General features: G+C 44.1%; 15 protein-coding genes. 3 read left to right on the forward strand and 12 right to left on the reverse strand.

Annotation, left to right across the window (positions count from 1 at the left end; translation table 11 throughout):
* The 8 genes from C5684_RS05645 to C5684_RS05680 form a co-directional block, all read right to left on the reverse strand.
* On the reverse strand, positions 1-1065 hold a 1065-nt coding region (locus C5684_RS05645; protein WP_158650191.1), incomplete at its 3' end, for a disulfide bond formation protein B.
* A 106-nt stretch (positions 1066-1171) separates the two neighbouring features.
* Positions 1172-1861 (reverse strand): BspA family leucine-rich repeat surface protein, encoded by a 690-nt coding sequence (locus tag C5684_RS05650; protein WP_013890936.1) that lies wholly within the window; start codon positions 1859-1861, stop codon positions 1172-1174.
* A gap of 71 nt (positions 1862-1932) precedes the next feature.
* The gene (locus tag C5684_RS09315) at positions 1933-3411 is read right to left on the reverse strand and encodes a BspA family leucine-rich repeat surface protein (protein ID WP_233708670.1); all 1479 of its coding nucleotides are present in this window, start codon (positions 3409-3411) and stop codon (positions 1933-1935) included.
* A gap of 75 nt (positions 3412-3486) precedes the next feature.
* Complete coding sequence (locus C5684_RS09510; protein WP_233708671.1) at positions 3487-3765, reverse strand: hypothetical protein; 279 nt, start codon at positions 3763-3765, stop codon at positions 3487-3489.
* A 33-nt stretch (positions 3766-3798) separates the two neighbouring features.
* Positions 3799-4812: a hypothetical protein gene (locus C5684_RS05665; RefSeq protein ID WP_013890932.1), complete on the reverse strand. Its 1014-nt coding sequence runs from the start codon at positions 4810-4812 to the stop codon at positions 3799-3801.
* A gap of 50 nt (positions 4813-4862) precedes the next feature.
* Positions 4863-5312 (reverse strand): 23S rRNA (pseudouridine(1915)-N(3))-methyltransferase RlmH, encoded by a 450-nt coding sequence (locus C5684_RS05670; RefSeq protein WP_013890931.1) that lies wholly within the window; start codon positions 5310-5312, stop codon positions 4863-4865.
* Positions 5309-6160 (reverse strand): acetyl-CoA carboxylase, carboxyltransferase subunit beta, encoded by an 852-nt coding sequence (gene accD, locus C5684_RS05675; protein ID WP_104639693.1) that lies wholly within the window; start codon positions 6158-6160, stop codon positions 5309-5311. The genes C5684_RS05670 and accD overlap by 4 nt, the downstream gene beginning before the upstream one ends.
* Before the next feature lie 45 nt (positions 6161-6205).
* Positions 6206-6658, reverse strand: coding sequence for a hypothetical protein (locus C5684_RS05680; protein WP_104638912.1), 453 nt, complete (start codon positions 6656-6658; stop codon positions 6206-6208).
* A gap of 91 nt (positions 6659-6749) precedes the next feature.
* Here C5684_RS05680 and C5684_RS05685 point away from each other — a divergent pair, with 91 nt between their 5' ends.
* Genes C5684_RS05685 through rimO form a run of 3 tightly spaced genes read left to right on the forward strand, consistent with a single transcriptional unit; the run spans position 6750 to position 9641 of the window.
* Positions 6750-7877, forward strand: a complete 1128-nt coding sequence (locus C5684_RS05685) for a pyridoxal-phosphate-dependent aminotransferase family protein (RefSeq protein ID WP_104639694.1) — start codon at positions 6750-6752, stop codon at positions 7875-7877.
* 8 nt (positions 7878-7885) lie between these two features.
* Entirely contained in the window at positions 7886-8350 is a 465-nt protein-coding gene (locus tag C5684_RS05690) for a phosphoribosyltransferase (protein WP_104638535.1), read from the forward strand.
* Complete coding sequence (gene rimO / locus C5684_RS05695) at positions 8340-9641, forward strand: 30S ribosomal protein S12 methylthiotransferase RimO (protein WP_013890924.1); 1302 nt, start codon at positions 8340-8342, stop codon at positions 9639-9641. The genes C5684_RS05690 and rimO overlap by 11 nt, the downstream gene beginning before the upstream one ends.
* A gap of 5 nt (positions 9642-9646) precedes the next feature.
* On the opposite strand, the gene C5684_RS05700 is transcribed toward rimO, so the two are convergent.
* The 4 genes from C5684_RS05700 to C5684_RS05715 form a co-directional block, all read right to left on the reverse strand.
* Positions 9647-10255: a LysE family transporter gene (locus C5684_RS05700; protein ID WP_233707990.1), complete on the reverse strand. Its 609-nt coding sequence runs from the start codon at positions 10253-10255 to the stop codon at positions 9647-9649.
* 295 nt (positions 10256-10550) lie between these two features.
* Entirely contained in the window at positions 10551-11009 is a 459-nt protein-coding gene (locus C5684_RS09515) for a hypothetical protein (protein WP_324761468.1), read from the reverse strand.
* Positions 11010-11230: 221 nt separating this feature from the next.
* Positions 11231-11779 (reverse strand): hypothetical protein, encoded by a 549-nt coding sequence (locus tag C5684_RS05710; RefSeq protein ID WP_013890920.1) that lies wholly within the window; start codon positions 11777-11779, stop codon positions 11231-11233.
* A gap of 130 nt (positions 11780-11909) precedes the next feature.
* Positions 11910-12611 (reverse strand): NYN domain-containing protein, encoded by a 702-nt coding sequence (locus C5684_RS05715; RefSeq protein WP_050801611.1) that lies wholly within the window; start codon positions 12609-12611, stop codon positions 11910-11912.
* Positions 12612-12901: the final 290 nt, after the last annotated feature.

The following is a 12901-nucleotide window of genomic DNA, read 5'->3' on the forward strand; positions in this document are numbered from 1 at the left end:
TAAATCTTGATCGACAATATAAAGCCCCTCTTTTTGGGTGCTCACCAAAAAAGCGTTTTTGAGGATCGCATTGTGTCCGGCAAAGGTATCGGGCGAAAAGCTAAAGGGGGCGGGTTTGAGTGCTGGGGCGCACCCATCAGTCTCTTGTGTATTGCCAAGAGGATTAGCAGGCATGGCAAGGGTGGGGCTAGAGGGGCTAGATGTTAAAGGTTGGGGGGGATCAGATGGGGGGGGTGGGGACTCTTGAGTGGCTAGGAAATTGAGATCGCTAATGGGCGCGTTAAAGGGCAAGGTGCTAGGTTTGCTCTCTAGCAAGGTCAAATGTTTATTAATCACTAGCGGGGCGTTTTGGTAATGGCGATCCCAGTTGTGCTTGTCATTAGCCAAGATGGGCGCATCCACCATCCTTTTACTGAGTAATCTAGGAAAGCCCATGTGCTTCCAGTTAGCCGTGCTCCAAATATTTTCATGCAAATGCCAAGAAAAGCGAATCGGATCGCCATGCCCCAAGTAGGGGAAAGGACCCGTGGAGATAAACGCCTGCACCATGTTAGAGAACACCACCACGCTAAAGATCGCAAAAGCCCACAGATTGGCACGACTCAACTTGCGGTAGGGCAAGCGTTGCCCGTAAAGATAAAGCCCCCCCTCTTGGCTCAAAAGGCTAAAATCGGGTGCAAAGAGCAATAAAGCCCCCAAGATCAACGCCACCATCCAAAACACAAACTCAGCCCAAAATTGCGTGTGTAGTCCCAAAATAGAGAGGGCAAACCCTTGCCCGACATCCTCTAGGGCATGGTTGCCCATGTGGTAAAAGCTTTGGTAAAGCCCCCCTGCTGTGATTAAAATTAAAATGGCTAGGTATTTGGGTTTGATCCCATAACGCACGATAAATAAACCTGCCAGAGCGATATAAACCATGCTTTGGCGTTCCGCCCAACACTGGATACAGGGCGAATCGTGATAAATAAAGCCCAAGATCAAATTAGCAATCCCCACTGGTAAAGCCATGATGCCAATAATGGCTAGAGAGAATAAAAAGTAGAAAGTTCTAGGTTGTGCCATTTTTAACCGCTATTTGGTGTGATAAGCTCCCATGCTAACATAATAAAGCTTAACCCCCCAAGCCCTACTTTGTTGTAGTGGGGGTTCAAGGGCACATTTATTTTGGCTATTGCTCCAGCTTGCCTTGATACCAAGCCGGGCAGTGCTTGAGACTGGCACAACCTTTAAACATGCCCTCTAAGCCATGATGGACATTAGATACATCCCACTTATCTAAGGGTTGGTTAAAATCCTCGCAACCATAAAACATGTGCCCCATATCTGTAACGCTAGACACATTCCAGCTATTCAAGGGCTGGTTAAAGATTGCGCACTTTTTAAACATGCCATTCATCTTCTCCACCTTTGATACATCCCAGCTAGAAATGTCATGGTTAAACAGAATCGCACGGTAAAACATGCCCTCCATGTTGCTTACATGCGATACATCCCAGTTTTCTAGCCCCTCAAAATCCTTGCGCATAAAGGCGGGGGCTTGATCCCCATGGGATGTGGCATGCGAAAACACAAAACTCAAATCCGTAACCTTGCTAATATCAATCTCGCCCAAATGGACATTCTCATCGGCGACCAATTTTTTCAGCTCCTCCTTGCTCTGGGGGGCATATTTTTTAGCATGCGGCACAGCTGGGTTCTCGCCCAAAGCGTGGTTTTTAAGGGTGGTTAGCACTTCCTCCAACTTGGTAACCCCCTTTTTTAACCCCTCAGAGACACTGGGGGGTATGTTGATTTTTTTAGCTCCGGCATGTTTGATCTGGCTTAACAACTCCTCTAATTTTTCTAAAACCTTGTTCATCACAATCCTTTTAAACTAGAATGGGGCACTATAGCACAGAGTTACGCATGCAAGGCAAACATGCCACCACCTCAGTCTGGATACCAGCGGGGCCGTCTAGCTAGGCTATCACAGCCAGAAAACATTGAATGTGCCTCTCTCACCTTAGAGATTCTCCAGCGATCGATATTTTGGTTAAAACGGCTACAACCGCTAAACATTTGTCCCATTTTTGCTACATTTGAAGTGTCCCAATTATCTAAGGGTTGGTTGAAGCTAGAGCAATCCCTAAACATACAACCCATGTTTTCCACGCTAGAAGTGTCCCAGTCATTCAAGGGCTGATTAAAACGCTTGCAACCATCAAACATGCAAAACATGTCTTTAACACTGGAGACATCCCAATTCTTTAGGGGCTGGTTAAAAGACTCACAATGGCTAAACATACCCCACATTTCCTCCACCCTAGAAACATCCCAATTATCTAAGGGTTGATCGAAGTTTTGGCAATTCTCAAACATGCTCTTCATATTTTTGACATTGGACACATCCCAATCGTTCAAAGGCTGGTCGAAACGAGCATCTTCACGATAGCCCATTTTAAACATCGCCTCCATAGTCTCTACATTAGAGACATCCCAGTTGTCTAAAGGTTGGTTAAAGCTATGACAACCTTCAAATACGCCTTTCATGTTTTTGACATTGGACACATCCCAGCTATTCAAAGGCTGGTTAAAGTTTTCACAACCATCAAACATGTTTTCCATCTTTTCCACGCTAGACACATCCCAACCATCCAACGCCCCATTAAAATTTTCACAACCGCTAAACATGGCATGCATGTTTGTTACTCTAGAGACATCCCAACGATCTAGGGGTTGGTTAAAATTCTTGCAATTGCTAAACATACCCCACATTTCCTCTACCCTAGATGCATTCCAGCCATTCAAGGGTGCGTTAAAATTTTTACACCCTGAAAACATGCAATCCATGCGCGTTACACTAGAAACATCCCAACGATCTAAAGGTTGGTTAAAGCTGGCGCATCTATAAAACATCATCACCATATCTTGCACCCTAGACACATCCCAATTATTCAAGGGCTGGTTAAAATTTTGACAACCTGAAAACAAACTGAACATGTGTTCCACCCTAGACACATTCCAATTATTCAAGGGCTGGTTAAAGTTTTCACACAACCTAAACATTGCCTCCATGTCCTCTACTTTAGACACATCCCAACTTGAGATGTCATGGTTAAAATGGATGGCTTTGTAAAACATGGCTTTCATGTTAGTAACATGAGAGGTGTCCCAAGTTTCTAAGCCTTCAAAGTTTTGACGGGTGAAAGACTCAACTTGATCATCATCATATCCCCTCCCCTCTCCGCTTGCATGCGAAAACACAAAACTCAAATCCGTGATTTGGCTAATATCAATCTCCCCTAAATGCACGCTCTCATCAGCGACTAATTTTTTCAACTCCTCCTTGCTTTGGGGGCAATATTTTTTAGCCATTTTAGGCGTAGCTTTGGTGGGGGCACTTAAAGCGGGATGCTCTTTTAGAGCCATTAGCACGCCTTCCAAATCAAAAACACTTTTTTCCAAACTTGCCAAGGAGTCCAAAACCTCCTTAGCGGTGCTGACCTACTCTAGACTGGCTAGAGGCGTGTTGATTTTAGCTCTCAGGCGTTTAAACAAAATCAACACTTTTTCTAACTCTGTATCGTCCTCTAAGCTGGCATAGTGGCTCTCTAGGGCTTGGCTTAGATGAGTCAAAGCTCCGACTAATGCGCTAAATTTGACATGCAAGTCCTTAGCCTCAGCCCCCGCATCTAGCCCCTCCTCTAACACACTCTTGCCCAAACGGCATGCCCGCTTAGCACTTTTGACTTCTTGTTCTAACTTCTCTAAAACCTCTTGCATGAATCCTCCTAACAAATTAAAGTGAGAACTATTCTAACATAAAAACACTTCCAGCGGATAATTTTTGTCCATCTTTTTAAGGTCCAAATACGCTTGGATGATCAAAAACTCATCTTTGGGGTGGGTGCTTAGGCGTTCTTTGACCTGCTCGATCATCTCCAAATCCAGCAAAACATACAAAAACCCCTTTTCGGCTAGCTCGTCTTTTTCTGCCAAAAGCTCAAAGAATTTAAACCAATCATCAGGGGATAAAAAGGCTTTAGAATCCAAAGCCATTTTAAAATACTCTTGTTTGCTATAACCCACCGCCGTGCAAAAGCCCACGACCTCGGCGCGATCTAGGGCGACTTTTTGTTGCCAAAAGGCATCTAAAAGGACTTGCAAAACGGATTTATCCAACAAATTTTGCGTCTGCTTCAACACCTTAGAGATTTCTTTAGGCGTGCCTTTTTTAATGATCTCCACAAGCGCATCGCGTTTAAGCTCTAGGCTAAATTGATCCTTTTTGATCACCTCATAGGCGTATTTTAAATCTTGCGTGATTTTGTTGCGGATATTTTGGAGATAAAAAGGGTTTTGGGCACAAAACTCAAACTTTTTCATCTCCACTTCCTGCTTTTGCTCGATACTTTGGTAAATCCCAAAAAGTTGATCCACCTTTTCATGCCCACTTTTGGGCGTGTTCAAATCGGCTTGCAAAGAAAAACGCCCCAAAATGGCAGAGAGCTTGTCAAACAAGGGGCTATAGTAATTTTCCTTGCTAAAGGTGTGCTTGCTCTCTTGGTCGATGATTTGGCGGGCGATCTTTTCAAAATCACGCCCTTCTTGGTAGCGTGCCCAGCAAGTGCCCACATAATTAGCCAGCACAAAGAACAAAGAACACACAAAAAACACCAACACCACCAACACCACCCAAAGCGCGATGGGGAGGTGGATGGCGTGCTTGTTCCAAGTTAAGGCAAAACTGCCCGGGCTAATGTTATAGACACACCACCCCAGTGCCAAAACAAATAAAATCGTAAAAGAGCCATAGTAACGCAATTTCATGGGTTTCCTTTTTTTGTATGCTGTGTCTATTATACCCTAAAGTAGCTAACTCACTTATGGTAAGGGTGGTGGTTTAAAAGGCTCAAAGCGCGGAAAATCTGCTCGCATAAAACTAATTTGGCGATCTGGTGGCTAAAAGTCAGGGGGCTCAAAGAGAGAGCTAAACAGCGATTCAAAAAATCAGGGGCAAAGCCGTATGCACCCGCGATAAAAAAATGCACACGGGGTTGCTTGGCTAGGATTTGGCTAAACTCTTGGCTATTGCACAGCTTGCCTGCAGGGTGCATAGCCACACATAGGGCGTTAGGCTTAAGATAGGGGCTTAGGGTTTTGGTATAAAGGGCTTGGGCGTTTTGGGGCGTGCTGTTGTGCAGATTAGCGGGCAAGAGATCGACAATCTCTAGCGTGGCGTTGAATTGCTGGCATTGGCGTTGTTGGTGGGCTAGTAACGCCGTGATCTGGGGGTCTTTTTTGGCGATGGCATAGAGGGTGCAGGTCATCGGTTTTCAGTTAGCATGCCCACCAGATCGCTAATGGTTTTTTTCAAATCCTTTCTGTGGATAATCATGTCAATCAAGCCATGTTCTAAGAGAAACTCGGCACTTTGGAAACCCTGGGGCAACTCCGCCCCGATGGTCTGTTTAATCACCCGTGCGCCGGCAAAACCCACCATCGCCCCGGGCTCGGCAATGATGAGATCGCCCAAGAAAGCAAAAGATGCGCTCACGCCCCCAAAGGTGGGATCGGTGAGCAAGGAGATAAAGGGCAATTTAGCCTCTGCTAGATGGTTGAGTGCGGCACTGGTCTTAGCCATCTGCATGAGCGAATAGGTGGATTCTTGCATCCTAGCCCCCCCGCTGGCACTCACAATCAAGAGGGCTTGGGAGTTGCTGACTGCGCGCTGGATTGCCCGCACGATTTTTTCCCCCTCCACAGAGCCTAATGACCCCCCCATGAAAGCAAAATCAAAGATCACAATCTGCATGCCAATGCCATTGATGGCGCCCTGCCCGCTGATGACCGCACTAGGGCGACCTGTTTTGGCTTGGTATTTTTTCACCCGTTGCTTGTAACTCTCTTTATCCACGAAGTTAAGCGGATCGACTGGTCTTAAGTCTTGGTCAAATTCGATAAAACTTTGCGGATCGCATAAAAATTCTAGCCGATCTTGTGCGCCCATGCGGAAATGGTAATGGCATTTCAAACACACATGGTTTTTAGAAAAAACCTCTTTGTAATACATCAACGCATTGCACTTGGGGCATTTGATCCAATGGCTGGGCATGTCCTGTTCGGAGGATTGCACCCGTGTTTTTTTCAAATTCTTTAAAAAGTCTGTAAAACCCATATTCACCCTTCAAAATTGATGGAGCTATTGTAGCATAAGTGGCGATCACTCCTCGATTAATTGCGTGATCTGTGCCTCCAACATCGCCATCACTTGGAGTTGCCCGATGATCTCTTGGATCAGGGGGATGAGGGGGGTTAGTTGGGTGCTTCTTTGGACATCTTGGGCGATGGCGATGTAACCTTGCAAGATACCCCCCAAGTAATCAAAAAGTAGGGTATTGCTGTAGTAATCTTGCAACACCTGGAACAAAGAGGCATTTTGCTTGACAACGCCATTGATAATCGCCATCTCTCTAAAATGATCTTCTTGATTATCCAAGCGTAAATGGCGTGCGATGCTGTTGAGTTTCTCGTTAAATAGGGAGATGTTTTTACGCACACTGGCTTGATAAATTGCCATTTGGTGGATGGCTTCTTCGATCGTGTGGATGGAGGAGAGCGCATGGAGTGTGTAGCAAGTTAAAAAAACAACGACCCATTTTTTCAAAATACCCAACGCATGCCCCTTTTGTGAGATGGTTTATTATACCACCAACTAGAAAAATCGTAAGGCTCTTTGTGTTATACTCGCCCTTTAGGAGAAAAAAATGCCAATCTTACAACCCTTATTATTCACCCCCGGACCCACCCCCATCCACCCCAAAATCGCACGGGTTTTAAGCCAGCCTGTCCCCCACCACCGCACCCCTGAATTTGAAAGCATTTTTGCGGGTGTGCGCGCGCATTTAAAGCAGATGACGGGCATGGCCGAGGTTTTAACTTTAGTGTGTAGCGGCACGGGTGCTATGGAGGCGGTCCTGTGCCATTTTGTAGAGGCACGCACCCAAGAGCCTAAACTCTTGGTGCTCAACAATGGCAAGTTTGGCGAGCGTTTTTTTAAAATCGCCCAAGCCCACCAGCTCAACGCCCTAGAAATCAAGAGCGCATGGGATAGCCCCATTAGCCCCCAAGAGGTGCTAGCCTTTTTGCAAGCACACCCTAGCCTAGAGGTGCTCGCCTTGCAGGCATGCGATTCTTCGGGAGGTTTGCGTTTGGATTTTGAAGGCATTGCCAAAGTAGCCAAAGAGCACAACCCTAATTTATTGGTGATTGTAGATGCGATCACTGCCCTAGGTGTGGAGCCCCTAGATGTTGCCCATGTCGATGTTTTGATTGGGGGGAGTCAAAAGGCATTCATGGCACCCGTAGGGCTAGGAATCTTGGGCTTAAGCCCACTGGCAATCCAAAAACTCACCCCCAAGGGTTATTATTTTAATTTGCACGCTGAATTAGCCAACCAGCAAAAAAACACCACCGCCTTTACAGCGGGCATTAGCCACATCATCGCCCTAAAAGCCTATTTTGAATGCGTGGCAGAATTAGGCGGGCTAGATGTTCTTTTTGCAGACACTAAAAAACGTGCACAAGCCAGCCACCAAGCCCTAGAAGCTCTGGGCTTGCAAATCTACCCTAAAGCCCCGGCATTTAGCATGAGCACCATTTACCACGAGCAGGCCACACAGATTCGCAAACACCTTAAAAAATACGGCGTGATCGTGGCTGGCGGGCAGGATCATTTAAAAGATGTGCTCTTGCGGATTAACCACATGGGCTTAGTGGAAGTCTATGAGATCGCATGGGTGCTCAATGCCTTAGAGCAAACTTTGCTAGACTTGGGCTTGAAATCCAGTTTTGAGGGCGTGGCGGTGCGGACATTTATGCAACATTACTACTAGGGGGAGGCATGCGCCAGTATTATAGCTATGCAGATTTTAAGCAAGATGTGTTAGCCCTAGCCCAGCAAGTCGAGCAAGATTTTAAACCCCAAGCCATCATCGCAATCTTGCGTGGGGGGATGACCTTAGCGCATTTTTTGGGGCTGTATTGGAATATCAAAGAGGTTTATGCCATCAATGCCAGTTCCTATAGCAGCGATCGCACACAAGGCACTCTAGAAATTAGCAATATCCCCCATTTAAATCCCCAACACCAGCAAGTATTAGTGGTCGATGAGATCATAGATAGCGGGAAGAGCTTTTTAGGTGTCCTAAGAGTCTTGAAACAACAATACCCACAAGTTACCTTTAAAAGCGCGACTCTTTTTGCCCAAAAAAGCGCGCGTTTTAAGGCGGATTTTGCGCTCAAAGAGGCTAAATGCTGGATTGATTTTTTTTGGGAGGTGGATTTAGGGGGATTGCGTGCGCCCTAAACTTTATTTGGTGTCTTTGGGCTGTTCTAAAAACTTGGTGGATAGCGAGGTGATGTTAGGCAAACTCTCTGCCTATGAGCTCACCCAAGATTGCAGCCAAGCTGATGTTATCATTGTGAATACCTGTGGGTTTATCCACTCAGCCAAGCAAGAGAGCGTGCAGGTCTTGCTAGAGGCGATCAAGGCACGCAAAGAGGGCGCGCTGGTGGTGGCTAGCGGGTGTTTGAGCCAACGCTACAAAGAGGAGCTACAAGCCGAGTTGCCTGAGATCGACATTTTTACGGGTGTGGGGGATTATGATCGCATCGATGAACTCATCGCCACCAAAAAAAGCGCATTTTCAGCCCCCATCTTTTTAGCCAACGCCAGCCACCAACGCACCATCATCGGCTCTAAGGTGCATGCCTATGTGAAACTCTCTGAGGGGTGCAACCAAAATTGCAGTTTTTGTGCGATCCCTAGCTTTAAGGGGCGTTTGCAAAGCAAGAGCATCGATCAGATTTTAAAAGAGGTGGAAAATCTAGCCAAGCAGGGCTTTAGCGATATTAGTTTCATCGCCCAAGATTCTAGCTCTTATCTAAGCGATCAAGGCGTGAAAGAGGGCTTAGTGGGACTCATTGAGGCGATCGATCAACAACAAGCCCTCAAAAGCGCACGCATTTTCTACCTCTACCCCACTTCCACCACGCCCAAACTCATCGACACGATCGCTAACTCGCCTATTTTTGTCAATTATTTTGATATGCCCATCCAGCACATCTCAGATCACATGCTCAAAACCATGCGCCGCAACTCCAACACACAAACCCATATCCAGCTTTTAGAGCGCATGAAAGCCCTACCAGATAGTTTTTTACGCACGACTTTACTACTGGGGCACCCCGGGGAAAGCGAGGAGGACATAGCGATCTTGCAAGAGTTTTTAGAGGGTTTTAGCTTTGATCGCATCAATCTCTTTGCCTTTAGCCCTGAGGAAAACACGCGTGCGCACAAAATGGAGCGTGTGCCTGAGAGTGTGATCAACCAACGCCTAAATAGAATCAATGCTTGCGTGCAAAAACAAGTGCAAGCCTCCATGCAAAATCTCTTAAACAAGCCTATTGATGTGATTGTAGAGGGCTTAAGCGAAGATGGACTTTTTTTAAAAGCACGGGACAAACGCTGGGGATTAGAAATTGATGGGGAAATCCTCATTAATGAGAGTTTGGTAGAAAATACAACTCCCGGGCACTACAAGGCGATCTGTTCTGCCTACGAGGAGGGCATGTTGGTGGGCAAGATCATTGCTTGAGGCGATCATGCACCCCTTACAAGATTAATGGCAATATACACAACAAACCCAATAAAAATTAGAGCACAGACAAGGTCTATCTTTTTACAATGCTTGGTGTATAAATTTTTCATCTTGGGATTTGAAAATAAGAGTGCCACACCAAGAAAATAGCAAAAGCTTTCTACAACTAGAAGCACAACAAGCAAGCTGAGATGGAAAAAATTGTAAGAGAAATTTAGGCTTGAAAAAATACTACCAAAATAAAATAACGCCTTGACATTGCTCAGATTTGTGATAAAACCTCTAATAAAAGGCTTGTCTGTATAGCCCAAATTCCCAAAATTTTCTTTTTGTTTTAAATTTTTTAGGAGCAAGAAAGCCAGGTATGATAAATAAAAGATACCCAACAAGGTTAATAAGGTCTTCATTAAGGGAAAAGTTTCAAACATGAGTTTTAACCCACCCAATGATAAAATGATCCAAATAAAAACAGCTAAAGAAATGCCACAAACCACTAAAAACGCCCTTTTAAAATCTGCCTTTAAGGCATACGCGCTCACAATAAAAAAGTCAGGACCGGGGAGCAATAATGCAAAAAGATGGATCAGAAAAATTAACAGAAAATCCATCATGTAGTCCTATAGGGTTTTTAAAAGTAGGCATTCTAACAAAAAAGCTTTTTTTTGGCAACACGCTATCTTGAAAGCGATGTCCAAACCCATTTTCATATCCACCCCTTTTTGGCTGGTTCAAAATCCTCATCGCCCAAGTCCTACAGCTTTAGTTAAATTGGTGGGTGCAGGGCGATTTGGGGATGGGGTAGCAGACCTTAAAAAATCAAATCCGCTAAAGTGATTATTTTTTAGGCAAATAAACACCGAAAAATTGAAACGACCCGGAATCTTGGGTGCTTATACCAACACGACACTAAGCCAGCCGGCTAGTTGCATCAAGCTCTCTTGGAGGTTCTCCAATCTCTAAGGATAATCTAATTTTCTCGCGTAAATTTCCAATATCTAAACGATCTTTGGCATTGTCTAAAAGCTCAAATTCTCGTTTCTGAAAATCAATGCAATGCAATAACTCAAAAATGATAGATTCGTCTTTATAAGGAGCGACTAGACACATGCTAGAAAGATGGAACTTAGCACAAGAGAGCACAATGAAAGTATTGTAAGGGCGTAATAAGGGGTTTTTATTGTGTAGTTTGATAATATCCCCAAAAGTGATTTGTCTTATATCCTTGCTCGCATAGGATTCACTTTGCAAAATCACTTGGTCTAAAAAATGATCAACAAGGGGTTTTCTATGCGCCCATACGGGTTTAGCAATAGATATTTTGCTCAACCCAGCACTAAGCCCCGTTTCCATCGTATTGTTCTCCAAGACCTATGCTTTTGGGATGATTTGCAGTTGATCGATCATCACTTCAATCAATTTCCCATGATCATTTATAATGTAATTTTTATGCGAAGGGTATTCTTTATTTTGTTTATTCTGTGTTGTTTGTGGAAAGGCTAGGAAAAAATCTTTACCTTCATAAATGATAAAGTGGGGGCGTTTTTCTCGTTGTTCATGCCCCTTAGCATATTTGTTTTGATAATAGATTAAACTTTGCATCCCTTGAGATACACACTATCCTTGAGCAAAAAATCCTCTCTTGGCACTGCGTTAAACACCTTTACTAACTCTATAAAGTCGTAGAGAAAGTTTTCTTGGAGTTGCTCTAGGGTGGGGTATGTCTTTTCGTATTTGCTCTCGTAAGTCTCTTTTCTTAAAGTGAATAACTTATCTAAAGCTGTGCATTCTTGTTTAGAAGCGTTGCTATAGTTGTTAGAGCAGCCGATACGCAACCCAAAAGTGCGTCTTTTCCATTGGCAACCTAGCCAAATATAAACCCCATGTTGCTTTTTGAAAATAGGACCATTAACATAGTTATCGCCTAAAATATCCCTGCGTCCAAAGCAGATCGTAGGCTGGCTGTTCTCCCAAAAACTAATATAGGTCGTGTAGTTGAGATTTAAGTTTTCTAACCATAAATCCCATCGCGGCTTAAGAGGGTTAAAATACCCAGCATGATCATTGGAATTACCCATGTATCTTTCGTTTTTCTCTTTAAGACACACAAATTCTTGCAACAACTCTTTTTGTCCCATAGCAAAACCTCTAAATCAAAAATAAGGGCTATTTTAACAAAAAATCAATAAAGGGGATTTAAACATCTTCAACACCTAAGCAAGAGAGTCTTGAGCCTGCTCTAAGACAACGAAGTCCAAAAGGGTTTCTCTATTGCCCCTGATCTTGAGTGGATACCGAGCGCAAGAGATCGATGTGTGGGGATAAATCTTCGGCAACATCCTGTCTTAAAGGATCGAGCTGGACAATCATACCCTCTTGTTTAGCGAATTTAATAGCAGGGACAAAGTCGCTATCATTGGTGATCAAAACAACTTTCTCTGCCTGTTTTTTAATGGCTAAAGAAGCGATGTCTAAACCAATTTTCATATCCACCATTTTTTGGCGCAGGTTGAGCTGAAAATCCTCATCCTTCAAGTCTTTTACGGATTTTTTTCCAGATAAAAGTTTTTTTAAGACTTCGGGGTTTAACACCCATTTATTGCGTTTATCAAGATGAAGTCGCCCTAGTCTCACGCTAAAATAGGGCTTTTGTTTGAGCATCTTGAGAAGTTCTGTGCGGTATTGTGCCACATCATCTTGATCTAGAGATAATTGTTTTTTGCTTATTGGTTGCTGCGTTCTCCCACTGACAGGCTCGCAATCATAGACAAAGACACGAAAAAGGTAATCTTTAGAAGTGCCTAATGTCTTAAGAACATATTTCCTAATCTCTTCGGCTAATTCGGCAGGCTGGGGGTAATCTTGTAGTTTAGAGTAGCGCACCTTAAGAAAAAAACTTAAATCCACCAAAACAGCTGTCTTTTTGGGTAAGTGAACATCAAAAAACTGAGAATCTGTTTCGTTTTGCATTAAAAAAGCCCCAAACAAAAGATCTCAAGGACTCGGGAGCTAGGGTGTCCGTATCCAAAACGACACCGAGCCAGCCGAGTCTGTATGGGCGATCATTCTAGCTATTTTTGCACTAATTGTCAAGACATGTTTAAAACTATTGAAAAGCACCTTAGACAAATAAGGCAGAGACCAAAAAGCTAAAAAATGGAAAATTTGAAAGGTGAGAATCCTCTAACACCTAAGCAAGAGAGCCTTGAGCCTGCCTTTAGACAACGAAGTCTTAAAGGTTTCTCTAAGAAAGGAGGTGA

It is taken from the genome of Helicobacter bizzozeronii, from assembly GCF_900196775.1.
Lineage (GTDB): Bacteria > Campylobacterota > Campylobacteria > Campylobacterales > Helicobacteraceae > Helicobacter > Helicobacter bizzozeronii.

What these genes read in the sequence shown, in the direction of transcription:
- C5684_RS05700 (WP_233707990.1), bottom strand. Translation starts at nt 10,255, where the DNA reads ATGATGGATTTTCTGTTAATTTTTCTGATCCATCTTTTTGCATTATTG.
- C5684_RS05715 (WP_050801611.1), bottom strand. Translation starts at nt 12,611, where the DNA reads ATGCAAAACGAAACAGATTCTCAGTTTTTTGATGTTCACTTACCCAAA.
- C5684_RS05670 (WP_013890931.1), bottom strand. Translation starts at nt 5,312, where the DNA reads ATGACCTGCACCCTCTATGCCATCGCCAAAAAAGACCCCCAGATCACG.
- C5684_RS05650 (WP_013890936.1), bottom strand. Translation starts at nt 1,861, where the DNA reads ATGAACAAGGTTTTAGAAAAATTAGAGGAGTTGTTAAGCCAGATCAAA.
- C5684_RS05710 (WP_013890920.1), bottom strand. Translation starts at nt 11,779, where the DNA reads ATGGGACAAAAAGAGTTGTTGCAAGAATTTGTGTGTCTTAAAGAGAAA.
- C5684_RS05665 (WP_013890932.1), bottom strand. Translation starts at nt 4,812, where the DNA reads ATGAAATTGCGTTACTATGGCTCTTTTACGATTTTATTTGTTTTGGCA.
- accD (WP_104639693.1), bottom strand. Translation starts at nt 6,160, where the DNA reads ATGGGTTTTACAGACTTTTTAAAGAATTTGAAAAAAACACGGGTGCAA.
- C5684_RS05685 (WP_104639694.1), top strand. Translation starts at nt 6,750, where the DNA reads ATGCCAATCTTACAACCCTTATTATTCACCCCCGGACCCACCCCCATC.
- C5684_RS05690 (WP_104638535.1), top strand. Translation starts at nt 7,886, where the DNA reads ATGCGCCAGTATTATAGCTATGCAGATTTTAAGCAAGATGTGTTAGCC.
- C5684_RS09510 (WP_233708671.1), bottom strand. Translation starts at nt 3,765, where the DNA reads ATGCAAGAGGTTTTAGAGAAGTTAGAACAAGAAGTCAAAAGTGCTAAG.
- C5684_RS09315 (WP_233708670.1), bottom strand. Translation starts at nt 3,411, where the DNA reads ATGGCTCTAAAAGAGCATCCCGCTTTAAGTGCCCCCACCAAAGCTACG.